The sequence below is a fragment of the Lawsonibacter asaccharolyticus genome, assembly GCF_022453915.1.
In the GTDB taxonomy this organism is placed as follows: domain Bacteria; phylum Bacillota; class Clostridia; order Oscillospirales; family Oscillospiraceae; genus Lawsonibacter; species Lawsonibacter asaccharolyticus.
This window is the reverse complement of sequence record NZ_CP091870.1, coordinates 64,390-79,794: the sequence shown is the minus strand read 5'-3', so window position 1 is coordinate 79,794 and position 15,405 is coordinate 64,390. Positions and strand designations below refer to the sequence as shown.

17 protein-coding genes and 1 tRNA gene are annotated in these 15,405 nt (G+C 61.3%); 7 read left to right on the top strand and 11 right to left on the bottom strand.

Annotation, left to right across the window (positions count from 1 at the left end; all coding sequences use genetic code 11):
• Positions 1-214: 214 nt before the first annotated feature.
• Entirely contained in the window at positions 215-574 is a 360-nt protein-coding gene (locus L9O85_RS15110; protein ID WP_346015863.1) for a winged helix-turn-helix domain-containing protein, read from the top strand.
• An 81-nt stretch (positions 575-655) separates the two neighbouring features.
• On the opposite strand, the gene L9O85_RS00395 is transcribed toward L9O85_RS15110, so the two are convergent.
• From L9O85_RS00395 to L9O85_RS00380, 4 genes are all read right to left on the bottom strand, one after another.
• Complete coding sequence (locus tag L9O85_RS00395; protein WP_276756275.1) at positions 656-907, bottom strand: TnpV protein; 252 nt, start codon at positions 905-907, stop codon at positions 656-658.
• 125 nt (positions 908-1,032) lie between these two features.
• Positions 1,033-1,401 carry a TnpV protein gene (locus tag L9O85_RS00390; RefSeq protein WP_276756274.1) on the bottom strand — a complete coding sequence of 123 codons (369 nt, stop codon included), beginning with the start codon at positions 1,399-1,401 and terminating at the stop codon, positions 1,033-1,035.
• Between the two features lie 284 nt (positions 1,402-1,685).
• A tRNA-Arg gene (locus L9O85_RS00385) sits at positions 1,686-1,762 on the bottom strand.
• Positions 1,763-2,092: 330 nt separating this feature from the next.
• Positions 2,093-3,529, bottom strand: coding sequence for an aldehyde dehydrogenase family protein (locus L9O85_RS00380; RefSeq protein ID WP_301579155.1), 1,437 nt, complete (start codon positions 3,527-3,529; stop codon positions 2,093-2,095).
• Positions 3,530-3,861: 332 nt separating this feature from the next.
• On the opposite strand from L9O85_RS00380, the gene L9O85_RS00375 reads away from it, so the two are divergent.
• From L9O85_RS00375 to L9O85_RS00350, 6 genes are all read left to right on the top strand, one after another.
• On the top strand, positions 3,862-4,752 hold the full coding sequence (locus tag L9O85_RS00375) for a LysR family transcriptional regulator (protein WP_108980171.1): 891 nt from the start codon (positions 3,862-3,864) through the stop codon (positions 4,750-4,752).
• 250 nt (positions 4,753-5,002) lie between these two features.
• Positions 5,003-5,269 (top strand): 30S ribosomal protein S15, encoded by a 267-nt coding sequence (gene rpsO, locus L9O85_RS00370; protein WP_008982127.1) that lies wholly within the window; start codon positions 5,003-5,005, stop codon positions 5,267-5,269.
• A 214-nt stretch (positions 5,270-5,483) separates the two neighbouring features.
• Positions 5,484-7,634 (top strand): polyribonucleotide nucleotidyltransferase, encoded by a 2,151-nt coding sequence (locus tag L9O85_RS00365; protein WP_050622456.1) that lies wholly within the window; start codon positions 5,484-5,486, stop codon positions 7,632-7,634.
• 68 nt (positions 7,635-7,702) lie between these two features.
• The gene (locus L9O85_RS00360) at positions 7,703-8,704 is read left to right on the top strand and encodes an acyltransferase family protein (RefSeq protein ID WP_301579149.1); all 1,002 of its coding nucleotides are present in this window, start codon (positions 7,703-7,705) and stop codon (positions 8,702-8,704) included.
• A gap of 20 nt (positions 8,705-8,724) precedes the next feature.
• A complete protein-coding gene (locus L9O85_RS00355) occupies positions 8,725-9,678 on the top strand; it encodes a sugar-transfer associated ATP-grasp domain-containing protein (RefSeq protein WP_301579147.1) in 954 nt (317 codons plus the stop codon).
• Positions 9,679-9,836: 158 nt separating this feature from the next.
• The gene (locus L9O85_RS00350; RefSeq protein WP_301579146.1) at positions 9,837-11,087 is read left to right on the top strand and encodes a M16 family metallopeptidase; all 1,251 of its coding nucleotides are present in this window, start codon (positions 9,837-9,839) and stop codon (positions 11,085-11,087) included.
• A gap of 72 nt (positions 11,088-11,159) precedes the next feature.
• Here L9O85_RS00350 and L9O85_RS00345 read toward each other — a convergent pair whose 3' ends face one another.
• The 7 genes from L9O85_RS00345 to tsaA all read right to left on the bottom strand — a co-directional run bounded on the left by L9O85_RS00345 (position 11,160) and on the right by tsaA (position 15,326).
• Positions 11,160-12,035 carry a CPBP family intramembrane glutamic endopeptidase gene (locus L9O85_RS00345; protein ID WP_301579145.1) on the bottom strand — a complete coding sequence of 292 codons (876 nt, stop codon included), beginning with the start codon at positions 12,033-12,035 and terminating at the stop codon, positions 11,160-11,162.
• Positions 12,032-12,343 (bottom strand): YbjQ family protein, encoded by a 312-nt coding sequence (locus L9O85_RS00340; RefSeq protein WP_050622452.1) that lies wholly within the window; start codon positions 12,341-12,343, stop codon positions 12,032-12,034. Before L9O85_RS00340 ends, L9O85_RS00345 begins: the two co-directional genes overlap by 4 nt.
• A complete protein-coding gene (locus L9O85_RS00335) occupies positions 12,324-12,596 on the bottom strand; it encodes a hypothetical protein (protein WP_301579142.1) in 273 nt (90 codons plus the stop codon). The genes L9O85_RS00340 and L9O85_RS00335 overlap by 20 nt, the downstream gene beginning before the upstream one ends.
• A complete protein-coding gene (locus tag L9O85_RS00330; protein WP_050622450.1) occupies positions 12,580-12,840 on the bottom strand; it encodes a hypothetical protein in 261 nt (86 codons plus the stop codon). The genes L9O85_RS00335 and L9O85_RS00330 overlap by 17 nt, the downstream gene beginning before the upstream one ends.
• Positions 12,824-13,477, bottom strand: coding sequence for a MerR family transcriptional regulator (locus tag L9O85_RS00325; protein WP_050622449.1), 654 nt, complete (start codon positions 13,475-13,477; stop codon positions 12,824-12,826). Before L9O85_RS00325 ends, L9O85_RS00330 begins: the two co-directional genes overlap by 17 nt.
• A 70-nt stretch (positions 13,478-13,547) precedes the next feature.
• A complete protein-coding gene (locus L9O85_RS00320) occupies positions 13,548-14,342 on the bottom strand; it encodes a YhfC family intramembrane metalloprotease (protein ID WP_050622448.1) in 795 nt (264 codons plus the stop codon).
• Between the two features lie 297 nt (positions 14,343-14,639).
• Positions 14,640-15,326, bottom strand: a complete 687-nt coding sequence (gene tsaA / locus L9O85_RS00315; protein WP_050622447.1) for a tRNA (N6-threonylcarbamoyladenosine(37)-N6)-methyltransferase TrmO — start codon at positions 15,324-15,326, stop codon at positions 14,640-14,642.
• Positions 15,327-15,405: the final 79 nt, after the last annotated feature.

Genomic DNA, 15,405 nt, shown 5'->3' with positions numbered 1-15,405 from the left:
CCAGCAAAACGCCACTAGGCCTCTTGCTGGAATAAAAAAATTACGATAAATTGGAATGTTGTTCCAACTCATACGCTGACCAATTCCGTTTCAATCGCAATCTAGTGATTTCAGCTAAATCTTTCTACGCAATCCGTCACGAAAAATGGCGATCCAATTTCACTGACAAATAATAAATATAATCAATTCTAATAGCGGCACTTTTAAGAATATTATGTTGGATAAACCCGTTCAAATAGTTAAAGTAACCGCTTCCACGCTGTCATTTAGAGATATTGAAATTCATCCAGCCTACCGGCAAGTATTTAAGGCGGGAAATGAGATTCACCTGAATTATGGCGAATATTCCATGCCCTATTGTCTGGCAAAAAGTCCTGGACGGGTATTTACAAGAGATCAGCTCTATGCGTCAGCTTGGGACACAGAGCAACACTTCGGTTCTAACACAGTAGAAAATACGATTTGCCGCTTGCGGAACAAACTGGAGCCAGAACCCCGGCACCTGCAGTATATTAAAACGGTAATTGGTACTGGGTATAAGTTAGTAATACCAGCACAAACGCCTGCAAAATAGTTTTCTCCGCCATACTCTTCAAATCATTCAAATGGCGCGTGCGTTCCAGAATGTCATCCGTTACTGGCATAGGAGCGTCCATCAGTATTTGTTGGGTAAACGCTCTACCTGTTCTGTGGCCTCCCGCTGAACCTGATACATTGTTTCCATGAGTGATCCATTCATTTTTAATGCCGTATAGCAATCCGAGTGATTCTCGCGCAGATAGGAGAGCGCCATCCTTCCATATCGCCCCAGCGGGCAGTCATCTTCCGCACGGTTGGAAATTTGAATGTTAGGCAATAACATTCCGTCCTGTTCATGGTAGGATAAGTTAAGATTTGGCTTTTTCATTTCGTGTGCCTCCAGTGATTTGGATTTCGTCACAAATCCATGAAACCAATCTGGTTCACACTCTGTCAAAAGTTTTTCTTAACATCCTTATCTGTACGTACCGAAACTCTGCCAGCCCGTTTTGCTCAACAACATATATATTCGTGATAGACAAGTTCTTCTGCCCGGTTGTGGATGCTACTCATTCGCTTTACCCATTCCATCTCATGCTCTGCTTTGAGTTGTTCGTTCACACCCTCACTGCTTGTCATTTGGCTCACCAACTGAGAAAACATGTTCTCCGCCTGCCGGTCGATTTCAGCGAGGTGGGTGTCCAGCTTCCCGCCGAAAAGCAGGGCGGTGTAGAGCGTTTGCCGATGCTTCCGTAGATACCGCCTGCGCCGCTTGCCCCAGATGCCGACAGAGATGTTCCCCGGTACGGTGAGATTGGGAAGAAGATGATCTCCCTCCTCACGGTAAGTTCCGTCCATCTGCTCAAATGTAGACTTTTTCATGGAAGTTTCCCCCGAAAAATTAAATTTCCCTGCAATCCAATCCGGCTGGCTTAACAAATGGTTGTGGGGGACACTTCCTTATAAAGTATCCCCCACGGCACTTGCCCCGACGTGCAAGGGCGGTTAAACCGATATTTCTGTCATAAAGGAAAAATAGCCGCCCGCAGGGCGGCACCAAACCAGCGCCCAACGAAGTGAGTCCGGTTTGGAAGCGAGAAACAGCAGAATGAGTGCGCTCTGACTTTAAAAAAGTCGGAGCAAGCGATATGGCGCTTGCTCCGACGTGGCACGCCCGAGAGGAGTCGAACCTCCGACCTACCGCTTAGGAGGCGGTCGCTCTATCCTACTGAGCTACGGGCGCATAAGAATCTACTTTATTTTAACGCAAGCTGCCCCTTCTGTCAACGCCGATCTTCCGCAAACACCACAAACGCCCGGTCCTTTCGGACCGGGCGTTTGTGGGAAGAAGGAGACAATACAAAAGGGGACCGGGCCCCGGCCTGCCGACTGGCAGGCATGTCCGGCGGCCTTCTGTACAGGGGTAGCGATGGAAACGGAGGTCAGCGGCCCCCTTCGGGGCCCCGGCCTCGGCTTTCCGCCTTGGACCTTTCAGCGGCCTCGCGCCGCCTCTCTGGAAAACCGTGCCGGCCCGGCCGGGCCGGCACGGAATGGATCAGAACTGGCTCTCAGATCACTCCACGTCCATGTCCGGCTTGTTGAACTCGCCGAACAGCTCCTCGTTGCTGGGCATATCCTCGGGCAGAGGACGGGCCACCCAGGTGGTGTTCATGTAGTGCTTCAGGCAGATGTTCTCGGACACGATGTTGCCGCCCCAAGTGCCGCACCCCATGGAAGACGTGGGAGGCATGCCGTTGGTGGAAGAACCGGAGTTGCCGCGGTTGTTGGGCTGGCGCACCATGATGCGGGACACGGGGGCGCACATGCCCAGACGATGGATGTGGTCGTCGTCGAAGGAGTAGATGCCGCAGCTGTGGCCCTTGCCGCCCACGTTGAACATGGCCTGCATCATGGTCAGTGCGTTCTCAAACTCCCCGTAGTACTTGAACAGGGTCAGCAGAGTGGTCAGCTTCTCGCTGGAGAAGAAGTGCTCCTTGCCCACGTTCTCGATGCCGCCGCCGGTCACAGCGATGAACTTCCGGTCAGCCGGGATCTCGAACCCAGCGGCCTCCGCCAGCTTCTGCGGGCTGATGGCCACGGTGTTGGGCAGACGGTGCCCAGCCTCGTCCCACATGACGGCCTTCAGCTTCTCAGCCTCTTCCTCGTTGGCCAGGTAAGCGCCCTCCTTCACCAGGGCGGCTACGAACCCGTCGTACACGTCCTCGTGGATGATCAGGTTGCCGTCGCAGGAACAGCCGGAGCCGAAGTCGGAGCACTTGGAGATCCGGGTGTTCATGGCAGCCTCAGCCTGACGCTCGGGGGTGTTGCAGGTGTTGTCGATGATGACAGTCGCGTTGCCGGCGCCGGAGCCGTAGGCCGGCACGCCGGAGGAGTATGCGGACTTGACCATGGGACGACCGCCGGTGGCGATGACCAGGTCACAGCGCTTCATCAGCTCCTGGGTCAGGGTGATGCTGGGCTCCTCGATGCCTTGGATGATGTCGGCGGGAGCGCCCTCACGCACCAGGGTCTCACGGATGATGTTGATGCACTTGTTGGTGGTCTTCTTCGCGCGCGGATGGGGGCTGCAGATGATGACGTCACGGGCCTTGATGGCATAGATCACCTGGCCGGCAGGGGTCAGGCAGGGGTTGGTGGTGGGCACCAGAGACGCAATCACGCCCACAGGCTTGGCATACTTCACGATGCCCTTCTCAGGGATCTCCTCGATCACGCCCACGCTCCTCTGACGCAGGCAGTCCCGCAGGATCAGCTTCAGCTTGTTCCGCTTGTTCCGCTTGGTCACCTTGTCGCCCAGGCCGGTCTCGTCCACCGCCTCGTCAGCCAGGTTCGCCCAAACCTTCATGTCGATCACAGAAGCGGCTACCGCCTGGCACAGCCGGTCCACGCGCTCCTGGTCATAGGTGGCGATGATCTCCGCCGCAGCGCGGGCCTTAGCGACCATCCCGTCCAGCATTTCGATCTGCTCAGGAGTGACTTCTTTCGCCATTGTAATGATCTCCTTTTCCTTATTATTTGCCGGACCTCCGTCCAGCTTTCCTTACTGTCGCCATTATACCACTTCTTCCTCTCCCGTCCAATACTTCATTTCAATGAAAATGATAGAGGCATTTTATGAAAAACTTTTTCATTCTTTGGCCTTTTTTCTGTCATATGGATGATTTTTCCTCTCTTTTCCCCTGAAGGGACAATGGTTATGCTTGACACCGGCCCCGGAATAGAATATCTTTATAATATGTCCTTAAATTAGACCCGGCACCAGGAATCGACTCCCTCAGGCTCGACTCCGGCTTCGCCAAACCATGCAGGGAGGTGGACTTCTTGACTTTGCTTCAGCTCCAATATTTTCAGGTCCTGGCCCGTGTCCTGCACTACACCAGGGCGGCGGAAGAGCTGCACATCTCCCAGCCCTCCCTCAGCTATTCCATCAGCGAGCTGGAAAAGGAACTGGGGGTCAAGCTGTTCGAGAAGGAGAACCGGAAGATCAGCCTGACCGCCTATGGGGAACAGTTTCTCCCCTATGTGCAGCGTTCCCTGGCCCTGCTGGACGAGGGGGCCGCTGTTCTGGAACAGATGGCGGGCAATCTGCCCCAAGTAGCCAAGCTGGGCTACTTCCACAGCATCTCCGCCTCCCTGATCCCTGCGCTGGTGGAGGGCTTCTACCGGGAGGAGGACAACCGGAGCATCCGCTTCCAGTTTACAGAGGGCCCTTCCTTTGATATCTTTAACCAGGTGAAGGCCGGGGAGCTGGATATGGCCTTCGGGATGCACCGGGATGACTGGGCCGAATCGGTCATCATCATGCGTCAGCCCCTGTATCTGGCGGTCCCCAGCGACCACCCCCTGGCTGCCCGCCACTCCGTCACCTTTGATGACTTTGCCCGGGAACCCCAGGTGATGCTGGACAAGCCCAGCAGCCTGCGCACCCAGATGGACCGCATCTTCGCCCAGCGGGGCGCGGTGCCCAACGTGGTGTTCGAGGTGCGGGAGTGCAATGCCGCCCTCCAGTATGTGGCCCTGAAATTCGGGGTGTCAGTGCTTCCCCAGGTTCCAGCCATGGACACGGAGAAGGTGTCCATCATCCCCATCTCTGACCAGGACAAGGAGTTTGTCCGCACGGTCTATCTCTCCTGGTCCCGCTCCCGCCCCATGTCTCCCGCTGCCCAGAGGGTGCGGGACTATATCGTGGAGCACTACTCCATCCCGGAATGAACCGTTCCGCCGGAGGTCCGCCCGGACCTCCGGTGTTTTTTCTCTCCCCGGCACACCGCGGAAAATTTCCGAAAAACCCCGATTTTTTCCTTTACAGCCGGGCCAAACTATGATATAGTATCCCAGCATGGAATCATGCGTCATCCTGCCCATCCGCTTCGTTTCAGGGTACGGCCCGGACAAGAGCCCGGGGCTTCACCCACCTGTTACGCAGCCCTTTGGGCAAATCATTGGAAAGGTGGAATCTCCCATGATCCGCAAGGACGAAAAGACGGCCGTGATTGAGGCCAACCGCACCCATCCCACGGACACCGGCTCCCCCGAGGTCCAGATCGCCATCCTCACTGCCCGTATCAACGAGCTCACCGAGCACCTGAAGGTCCACAAGCAGGACAACCACTCCCGCCGCGGCCTGCTGAAGATGGTCGGTAAGCGCCGCAAGATGCTGGACTATCTGATGGCCAAGGACATCGAGCGCTACCGCGCTATCATTGCCAAGCTGGGCATCCGTAAGTGATTTGTTGAATAAGGGGTGGCGCGCCTGCGCCACCCTTTCTTCCCATCTGAGACCAACTTTTCCCGAGGGCAATGCCGCTTTTTTAGCAGTTGAATCCGGGCCTGAAGCGGGCGGGCGCCGGCATGAGGAGGGCCTTCCTTCAGACCCGGATTCAAGTGCTAAAGGGCTGGTATTCCACCTCCGGGACAAAAAACTTCAACAAAGGAGTGTAGACATGTCAACCATCATCAAGCACAAGGAATTCCCCAAGTTCAAGAGCTGGACCATGGACCTGTGCGGCCGTCCCCTGACCATCGAGGTGGGCAAGGTGGCCGAGCTGGCCAGCGCCTCCGCCATGGTCAAATATGGCGAGACCACCGTCATGGTGGCCGTCACCGTCTCCCCCCGCCCCCGGGACGGGGTGGACTTCTTCCCCCTGTCCGTGGACTTTGAGGAGAAGCTGTACGCCGTGGGCCGCATCCCCGGCTCCTTCATGCGCCGGGAGGGCCGTCCCTCTCTGCCCGCCGTGCTGGCCAGCCGCCTGATCGACCGGCCCATGCGCCCCCTGTTCCCCTACGACTTCCGCAACGACGTGTGCATCCAGTGCACCGTCATGAGCGTGGACTACGACTGCTCCCCCGAGGTGGCCGCCATGATCGGTGCCTCTGCCTGTGTGAGCTATTCCGAGATCCCCTTCGCCGGCCCCATCGGCTGCCTGGAGGTGGGCTATGTGGACGGTCAGATCGTCCTCAATCCCAATCAGGAGCAGCGCAAGACCTCCCGCATGGACGTGACTGTGGCCGCCACCGCTGAGAAGGTGGTCATGATCGAGGCCGGGGCCGACGAGATCCCCGACGAGATCATGTACGCCGGCATCGTGAAGGCCCACGAGGAGATCAAGAAGCAGGTGGCCTTCATCAACCAGATCGTTGCCGAGATCGGCAAGCCCAAGATGGAGTATGAGCACGCTCAGTTCAACCAGGAGCTGTTCGACAAGATCGTGGCCGACTTCATGGACGAGGCCAAGGCCGCCATGGATACCGACGACAAGAATGTCCGGGAGACCCGCTGGAACGCCATGATCGACCACTGGCACGAGAAGTATCTGGAGGAGTATCCGGATATGGACCAGTACCTGGAGGAGTTCACTTACAAATTCCAGAAGAAGATCGTCAAGGCATGGCTGCTGGAGGGCCACCGTGTGGATGGCCGCGCCAAAAACGAGATCCGTCCCCTGGCCGCCGAGGTGGGCGTGCTGCCCCGGGTCCACGGCTCCGGCCTGTTCACCCGCGGTCAGACCCAGGTCCTGTCCGTGTGCACCCTGAACACCCTGGCCGCCTCCCAGAAGCTGGACACCATCTGGGAAGAGACCGAGAAGCGGTATATGCACCACTACAACTTCCCGCCCTACTCCGTGGGCGAAGCCAAGCCGCCCCGCTCCACCAACCGGCGGGAGTACGGTCACGGCGCTCTGGCCGAGCGGGCCCTGCTCCCCGTGCTGCCCAGCCAGGATGAGTTCCCCTATGCCATCCGCGTGGTCTCCGAGGTGCTCTCCTCCAACGGCTCCACCTCTCAGGGCTCCATCTGCGGCTCCACCCTGGCCCTCATGGACGCCGGCGTGCCCATCAAGGCCCCTGTCGCCGGCATCTCCTGCGGTTTGATCCAGGACGACGACGGCGGCTTCACCACCTTCATCGACATCCAGGGCGTGGAGGACTTTCACGGTGAGATGGACTTCAAGGTGGCAGGCACCAAGGCGGGCATCACCGCCATCCAGATGGACCTGAAGAACGACGGCCTGACCCACGAGATCATCAAGGAAGCCCTGGACATCACCCGGGATGCCCGGTACGCCATTCTGGACGAGATCATGCTCCCCTGTATCGCCGCCCCCCGGCCCGAGGTGAGCAAGTATGCCCCCAAGATGATCACCATCAAGATCGACCCCGACAAGATCCGGGAGGTCATCGGCAAGGGCGGCTCCGTCATCCAGAAGATCACCGCCGAGTCCGGTGCTCAGGTGGACATCGAGGATGACGGCACCATCCACATCGCCTCCCCCAACGCCGAGGCCTGTGACGCCGCCAAGAAGATGATCGAGACCATCGTCTTCGTCCCCGAGGTGGGCCAGTTGTATTACGGCAAGGTGGTCCGCATCCTCCAGTTCGGCGCTTTCGTGGAGCTGGCCCCCGGCAAGGACGGCATGGTCCACATCTCCAAGCTGGCGGAGCGCCGGGTGGAGAAGGTAGAGGACGTGGTCAATATTGGCGACATGATCTGGGTCAAGGTCACCGACATCGATGACAAGGGCCGGGTCAACCTGTCCTACAAGGACGCCCTGCGGGAGATCAAAGCCAAGCAGGCCGCCGGTGAGAGCGTGAAATAACTATCCACACGTGAGTTTGGCGGCGGAGTGCGGGCACTCCGCCGCCTTTTTCTGATGGGGACAAAGCTATGGGCTATTCTGTGTTAAGCAAATATCGCTCTGAGCTGATGGGGGCCGCCATGCTCTGGGTGATGCTGTTCCATGCCGCTGATCTGACCTTCCCCATCCCCGGGCTGGACCTGTTTCGGGCGGCGGGCTTCGGCGGGGTGGACATCTTCATCCTGCTCTCCGCCATGGGGCTGTCCCTCTCCCTGAGCCGCCGGGAGCAGGAATACGGTGCCTTTCTGGTGCGCCGGGCCCGGCGCATCCTCCCCGCCTATTTTGTGGTGATGGTTCCCTACACCCTCTTCCTCATTCTTCGGGGACAGGCCCCCCTCTCCGCCCTGGTGTGGAACTCCACCCTCCTCGCCTACTGGGTCCATACCCCTGGGGCCTTCAACTGGTATGTGTCCGGCATCCTGCTCTTCTATGTCCTCACCCCCTGGTGTTTCCGCCGGCTGCGCCGCTCCAGGCACCGGGTGCTGTGGACGGCAGGGGCCGGCGCCGCGGCGGTGGCTGTGTGCCACGTGCTGATCCAGGACGAGTACTGGCACTACCTGGACGTCTTTTACCGCTTCCCCATCTTTTTTCTGGGACTGCTGATGGGGCTCTATGTGTGGGAGGACCGCCGGCTGGGCAGGCGTGATCTGCTGTTCTGGACCCTGTGGCTGGCGGCCGGCCTGTGCTACCTGGCCGCGGCCCTGCCCCGGCTGGAGGTCCCCCACCTCCCCATGTGCCATCTGTTTCTGTTCACCACCGTCCCCATGTGCCTGGCGGGCTGCGCCTGCTTTGAACACCTGCCCCTGGGATGGCTGCGCCGGGGACTGCGGCTGGTGGGGGAGCACAGTCTGGAGATCTATCTGCTCAACGTCAGCCTCTTCTCCGAGACTGCCCTGCTGCGCAGCTGGCTCCCTCTGGGGACTGGCCCCTACTATTTCCTCGCCTTTTTCCTGAATATCCTTTTGGGCATCCTGCTCCACCGGGGGGTGGAGGCCGGGATGCGCCGCATCCAGGCCCGCCGGGCCGATTGATCCGCAAAGGAGGCCGCACTATGGGAAAGATCAAACGTCTGCTGGACCGCTTCGACGAGATGGGCCGCTACCCCATCCAGGAGCTGGGCTACTCCCGCACATGGCTGATGTTCAGCTATCTGGGGGCCTTTCTGGTCCACCGCTGCACCATCGCCGACTACTTCCTCTACCACTTCTATGAGCGCAACCGCCGGGGCCGGGCAGAATTCGTCACCCTGTACGACATGCGGGATATCCACCGCAAGAACCCCCAGACCGCCTTCGCCGACTTTGAGGAGAAGGACCGCTTTCTGGACCGGTTCCAGGCCTATGTGCACCGGGACTGGATCGGCCGGGTGTGCCGGAACAGCCGGGAGGAATTCGACGCCTTTGCGGACCGCCATCCCCGCTGCATCATCAAGCCCCGCACTGACTCCGGCGGCCACGGCGTGGAGCTGTGCACCATCACTCCAAACAACCGGGATCAGGTGTGGGAGCGGCTCACCTCCCAGGATATGATCGCCGAGGAGCTGCTGGAGCAGTGCCCGGAGATGGCCGCCCTCCACCCCAGCTCGGTGAATACAGTCCGGGCCCTCACCATCCGGGGAAAGCTTTGCTCCGCCGTCCTGCGCATGGGGGTGGGCGGCGGCTTTGTGGACAACGGCTGCTCCGGAGGCATTTTCGCCGGCCTGGACGTGGACACCGGCATCGTCACCACCCAGGGGGCCGATCTGATGGAGCACCGCTTCCTCCTCCACCCCACCACCGGCCTGACTATCCCCGGCTTCCAGGTCCCCCAGTGGGAACAGGTGCGCCGGACGGTGGAGGAGGCGGTGACCCTGGTCCCCAACGCCATCATCGTGGGCTGGGACGTGGCCGTCACCGCCCAGGGTCCTGTGCTTATCGAGGGCAATGCCTATCCCAGCGTGCAGATCATGCAGACAGCCGGGATGCAGGGACTCAAGCGCCTGTGGAACAGCGCCCTGTGGGGCTGACCGCCTTCTGCCCGGGCGCGGAGGCCGAATTTTCGGCCCCCGCGCCCTTCTTTTCGTCTTTTTTCTTGATTTTCCGACCATTCTGTTATAGACTGTCTAAGACTTGCCAGGATAGGTGGCTGCCTCCCCCGCAGTCAATCTTTTCGAAGGAGAGATCTATGTACCGTTCCATTACCCTGCCCAACGGGGCAAAGCTGCTGACCGAATTCGTCCCCGGAGCCCGCACCGCGGCCCTGGGGTTCTTTGTGGGCACCGGCTCCCGCCACGAGCGCGCCGCGGAGAGCGGCGCGGCCCACTTTATTGAGCACATGTCCTTCAAGGGGACCCAGCGGAGGGACGCTGGCGCTCTGGCCCGGGAGACCGACGCCATCGGCGGGCAGATCAACGCCTATACCACTAAGGAGCTCACCTGTTACTATGCCCGGTGTCTGGACAGCCACCTGCACCGGGCCATCGACCTGCTCAGCGACATGCTGTTCCACTCCCGTTTTGCTCAGGGGGACGTAGAGCTGGAGCGCGGGGTCATTCTGGAGGAGATCGGGATGTATGAGGATACCCCGGAGGACCTGGCCGCGGAGCGGCTGGCCGCCGCGGTCTACCAGGGTTCCCCGTTGTCCCGCCCCATCCTGGGGAAAGCCTCCACCCTGAACAAGATGACAGGGGAGAGCCTTCGGGCCTATCAGGAGGCCCACTACCGCCCCGGCAATCTGGTCACCGCCCTCACCGGCAGCTTCACCCCCCAGGCCGTGGAGGAGCTGCGCGCCATCCTCTCTGAACTGGAGCCCGGCCACGTCCCCAGCTGCAAGGGGGCCCGCTACCGCCCCGCCTTCACCGTCCGGCGAAAGCCCACAGAGCAGAACCACCTGATCCTGGCCTTCCCCGCCTTCAGCTATCTGGACCCCCGCCGTTACCAGCTGCTGCTGCTCAACTCCATCCTGGGGGGCGGCGTCTCCTCCCGGCTGTTTCAGGAGCTTCGGGAGAAGCGGGGGCTGTGCTACACCACTTACTCCTATGTAGCCGACCACGCCGACACCGGCCTGCTGGGGGTGTACACCGCCCTCAGCCCCGAGCTGGAGGGGGAGGCGCTGGATGCTGCCTGCGCCCTGCTCCGGGAGCTGGCGGAGCACGGCCCCACCCAGGAGGAGCTGGAGCGGGCCCGGGAGCAGGCCAAGGCCAGCGTGCTCATGGGGCTGGAATCCATTCAGGCCCGCATGAGCCACCTGGGCACCTCCCAGCTGCTCTATGGCTCTGTGCTGGAGCAGGACGACATCCTGGATGCCTATGACGCGGTCACCGTCCCTCAGCTGCGGCAGCTGGCGGAGCAGATCTTTGACTTCTCCCAGCTCTCTCTGTCCGCGGTGGGCCGGGTGCCCCCGGCGGAGGAGTACGCCCAGCTGCTTTCCCCCTGACTCTCCCTCCCAGTTCTGTCTCAGACCAAAGCCCGGGGCGGCACTGATGTGCCGCCCCGGGCTTTTACGATTTTACCAGCTTTTCCGCCAGCTTCCCTTCCGCACCAGAAGGACAGCCGACAGGACCAGCATGGGCATCCCCGCCAGTATGCCGGTGACGGCAGGACCCCAGATCTGGCGCACTGCCCCTTCCGCCCCCCGGAACAGCAGAGCGACCTGTGCGGCGGCGTTGATCGTCCCGTGGGCCAGCGCCGTCGGCCAGAGGGAACCGCTCCTCTCCGACAGCCAGGCCAGGAAAGTGCCTGCCGAGGTGGTAAAGAGGCACATCCCCAGAATCCCCAGCCATGGGAAGCCGGGATAGCTGGTGCCATAGTTGTGTCCCATAAGATTGATCGGTGTGTGCCACAAACCCCAAATCGCGCCCACCAGCAGGCAGGCAGGGAGGGTGGACATCCTCTGCCGCAGGGCCGGATAGAGAAACCCCCGCCAGCCGATCTCCTCTCCTATGGCAAAGAACAGATTGATCACCGGACCGTAGACCAGTACCCCCAGCAGCAGGGATACCGCCGTGCCCCTAGAGATCCCCGCCTGTTCCATCATTGGCGCCAAGGCTGGAAGCGTGCTGTCAAAATCCCGGGGATATACGCCAAAATAGAGCAGCGCACCCAGGACTGCGGCAGCCAGGGATAGGGCCCAGGCAGCCAGATACCACTTCCAGTTCCTTCTCAGGGCGGGCCGCATGGAGAAAGACAGCACCGGTCTGCGCCTCCCCGCCAGCCACATCAGCCACACCGCCAAGGCAGGCGTCCACATCACCACCGTGTTGAGCAGCTGAGCAGTGACAGCGCCCGGGGGCATCATTCCACACATCAGCCAGATCCCCCACGCCGTCCCATAGGAGAGGAGCAGATATCCCCCCATCTCCCTGCCCCCGGGCCGATGGGTCATTTATATTTCACCGCCGTGCCGTAGGCAATGACCTCAGCTGCCCCCTGCATCACAGAGGAGGAGCCGTAGCGCACGTTGATGACCGCGTCGGCCCCCAGGGCCTCCGCCTCATCCACCATCCGCTTCACCGCGATCTGCCGGGCCTCGTTGAGCATCTCCGTATAGCCGGTGATCTCGCCGCCCACCAGCGTCTTCATACCCGCCATGAAGTCCTTTCCAAAATTCTTGGACTGCACCACAGTCCCCTTCACCATGCCCAGTGCCTCGATCTCTTTTCCAGGGATATATTCAATATTTACGAGCAGCATCCAGCTCTCCTCCTTCAATTTCTTTCATTCGTTGCTTCAGCACGATCCACACGGCTGGGATGGTCACCAGGTCGCCCACTGCCAGGATCAACAGGAGCAGCCGCAGCCAGTCCAGCCCCTCCAGTCCGGCCAGCTGGGATCTGCCCCACAGCATGAGCAGTGCCATGGCCAGCTGGACCAGGGCAAAAAAGGCCGCGCCCTTCCTGGCGTCCTTCTTCTGGGCGCGCTGGCCCGGGTCAATATTTTTTGGCATCCTCTTCCTCCCCTCTTTTAATTTCCCTCAGCCGCTGGATCAGGGCGGCCAGCACTCCTCCCACCACCGCCAGCCCCACCACGCCGTACAGGGCCATGACGCCCACCGCGATGGTATCCGCCCCGCCTGCGCTGAGGAAGGCCCACAGCATGGTGCCTACCAGGATGAACACCACCAAAATGGTGCCCAGCGCCGCCAGGACCGGGGCCAGCCGGCTGGGTTTTCGGTCAGTATTGCTTCGCATCCTCCGCCTCTCCTTTCTCGATCTCCCGAAATCGCTGGATCATAGCCAGCAGGACCCCCAGGATCACCACGCCCGGGATAGCCACCAGCACCACCAGCAGGGGCAGCGGGGGCGCATCCTCCGCATCGATGGAGAAGCCCCACAGCATCAGGGCGATCAGCCCCCCCATCAGGAACACGGTGAGCAGCGTCACCACCACCGGGGCCACATATCGGATCCTGCGGGTGTCTCCCTGCTGGCGGTCCAGAAAGGTAGCCCCCTCCTGCTCCATCTGTTCCATCTCCCGGAGCAGTCCCCCCGCGTCCAGACTGTCCAACCGGACCTCCCGGTCCTTCAGCGCCTGACAGAACTGGACCGCCTGGTCCAGATTCTTCCGCTCCCGCTCCAGCGTGACCAGATGCCGGCGCATCCCGTCCCCCAGGGTCCGGCTGCCCGTCTGCATCTGCCGGATCTCCTCCAGGGGGACTCCCAGCTTTCTCAGCAGCTTGATCTGCCGCAGGAGCTCCACCTCCGGCTCACCGTACTCCCGATAGCCGTTCTGGCTGTTCCGTCCCGGCTTCAGCAGCCCCTGCTCCTCATAGAAGCGGATGTTCTTCTTTGTGATGCCCACCAGGGCCTCGACTTCGTTGATCTTCATCGGTATCCCCCTCGCTCTGTGGTTAGGTTATACCCTCCAGCGAGGGGAAGGTCAAGCATTTTCCGTCATTTCATAAAGATTTTTTCTCTCTCTGCCGCCAGATCCACCGTGCCAGCACGGCCAGGGCCACAGCCCAAACCAGCGCCACCAGCTCCACCCCCGCCAGGGGCATATGGGCCGCGGCCAGGATGGCACAGGCGTCCACCCCCGCGTGGAGGGCAATGGCCGCGGGGAAGAGCCACAGGGACGCCCGGCGCTCCACAGCCCGCCAGACCAGCACCGACAGGGAGATGTGGATGGCAACGGCCACGATCCGCTCCAGCCCGCCCCACAGATAGGTGTGGGGCGGCGCGGCCACCGCAGCCGCCAGCGCCTGGGCCGCCGCGTCATCCAGCTGGCCCATGTGCTGCTCCAGCGTGCCTGTGTTCAGCCAGAAGGAGAGCAGCAGGTTGCTGACGTTGGTCAGCCCCACCAGCAGCACCGCCTCCATGCCGCCGTGGCCCGCCCCGTAGATCAGGGCGTCCTGGGGCGTGCCCCCCTTCCCGCTCCGCCTCAGCAGCTGAAAGGCGGCAAATCTCCCCGTCTCCTCAAACAGCCCCGCCATCAGGCCCCCATACAGTGCGTAGAGTCCCAGATCGCCCGTAATGACCCCGCCCGCAGGGCCGCCTAGGATGAGCTGGTGGGCTCTCTGCTCCAGCACCAGGGCAAATACCAGAAACACCGCCGCCCCCAGAAGAAAGGCCCGCCAGCGCCCGCCTCTCCGGCGGAAAAACAGCCCCAGTCCCAGGGGCAGGCCAAAGGCGATCAGCAGGGAGGCCGTCATGCAGGCCATGGCGGCCCCAGGCATCGTTCCGTATCCTTCCATTTTTATCCCTCCTTTTTCGACCGGCCCCGGCGTTTTGTCCCGGCCGGCTTTCGGGCCCACCCTACCCCTTTCCCCCGGTAGAAAGTCAAGGGTTTCTGCAAAAAAAGTTTCCTTCCCCCTGGTGGAAACTTGTGTTTCTGCCGGTTTTACCCCTGTTTTTCCCAAAAACGGGTGCCCCGGCGCGCTCTGCATTGAGATGCGGGCCCGGAGAGAAAAACAGCGGACGCCTGTCATGCGCCCGCCGTTCTCTATCCGGAACCTCGGCCCTGTACGCGCCGCGGTCCTTCCTGTTCTCTGTCAGCCCTTCTCTTTTACTTCCACCACCGTCAGCCGCTCTCCCCGCACCTGGAAACGGATCTCCCAGCCGGCGAACTCCATGCCGTAGATCCGCTCCGGGTCCCTCTGATAGGAGGGCCGGGGGTCCTGGGCCAGCACGCCCGCGGCCGCCTGCCGCCGGTCCTCCGGCAGCAGGGACAGCCACCGCTCCGGGAACTCCACTTCCAGCAGCCGGTCCGCCCCGGGTGCAAAGCCCCCTGTGGCCTCCGGCCGGCAGTCCCCGTAGGGGAGGTAGGGCTTGATGTCAAAGATGGGGGTCCCGTCCATCAGGTCCGCCCCCGCCACGTGGAGCACCGGGCCCTGGGGGGTATGGGGCTCCACCCGCTCCAGGCGGACGGAGGACAGCCCGACAGCGTTGGGCCGGAAGGGAGAGCGGGTGGCAAAGACCCCCATGCGGGTATTGCCTCCCAGCCGGGGCGGCCGCACTGTGGGGGACCAGTCCTCCCGCACCGCCTGGGAGAACTGCCAGATCAGCCAGATGTGAGAAAACCCCTCCAGCCCCCGCACCGCCTCCGGGCTGCGGAAGTCCGGCTCAAAGACCACTCTGGCCTTCAGCGCCTCCACCAGCCCGCTCTGGCGGGGTATCCCGAACTTGGACGGGAAATCACTGTGGATGCGGGCAATGATTTTCATAGGCACAGTCTCCATGGGCTCTCCTCCTGACAGGCATCTGTTTCGGGCCCCTGGGCCCCTGCTGCCCCTATTATAGCGGAGGGCAGGCCCACTG

Coding starts and splice junctions, on each gene's coding strand:
- L9O85_RS15110 (WP_346015863.1), top strand. CDS start 215: ATGTTGGATAAACCCGTTCAAATAGTTAAAGTAACCGCTTCCACGCTG.
- L9O85_RS00395 (WP_276756275.1), bottom strand. CDS start 907: ATGAAAAAGCCAAATCTTAACTTATCCTACCATGAACAGGACGGAATG.
- L9O85_RS00390 (WP_276756274.1), bottom strand. CDS start 1,401: ATGAAAAAGTCTACATTTGAGCAGATGGACGGAACTTACCGTGAGGAG.
- L9O85_RS00380 (WP_301579155.1), bottom strand. CDS start 3,529: ATGGCGAAAGAAGTCACTCCTGAGCAGATCGAAATGCTGGACGGGATG.
- rpsO (WP_008982127.1), top strand. CDS start 5,003: ATGATCCGCAAGGACGAAAAGACGGCCGTGATTGAGGCCAACCGCACC.
- L9O85_RS00365 (WP_050622456.1), top strand. CDS start 5,484: ATGTCAACCATCATCAAGCACAAGGAATTCCCCAAGTTCAAGAGCTGG.
- L9O85_RS00360 (WP_301579149.1), top strand. CDS start 7,703: ATGGGCTATTCTGTGTTAAGCAAATATCGCTCTGAGCTGATGGGGGCC.
- L9O85_RS00355 (WP_301579147.1), top strand. CDS start 8,725: ATGGGAAAGATCAAACGTCTGCTGGACCGCTTCGACGAGATGGGCCGC.
- L9O85_RS00350 (WP_301579146.1), top strand. CDS start 9,837: ATGTACCGTTCCATTACCCTGCCCAACGGGGCAAAGCTGCTGACCGAA.
- L9O85_RS00345 (WP_301579145.1), bottom strand. CDS start 12,035: ATGACCCATCGGCCCGGGGGCAGGGAGATGGGGGGATATCTGCTCCTC.
- L9O85_RS00340 (WP_050622452.1), bottom strand. CDS start 12,343: ATGCTGCTCGTAAATATTGAATATATCCCTGGAAAAGAGATCGAGGCA.
- L9O85_RS00335 (WP_301579142.1), bottom strand. CDS start 12,596: ATGCCAAAAAATATTGACCCGGGCCAGCGCGCCCAGAAGAAGGACGCC.
- L9O85_RS00330 (WP_050622450.1), bottom strand. CDS start 12,840: ATGCGAAGCAATACTGACCGAAAACCCAGCCGGCTGGCCCCGGTCCTG.
- L9O85_RS00325 (WP_050622449.1), bottom strand. CDS start 13,477: ATGAAGATCAACGAAGTCGAGGCCCTGGTGGGCATCACAAAGAAGAAC.
- L9O85_RS00320 (WP_050622448.1), bottom strand. CDS start 14,342: ATGGAAGGATACGGAACGATGCCTGGGGCCGCCATGGCCTGCATGACG.
- tsaA (WP_050622447.1), bottom strand. CDS start 15,326: ATGGAGACTGTGCCTATGAAAATCATTGCCCGCATCCACAGTGATTTC.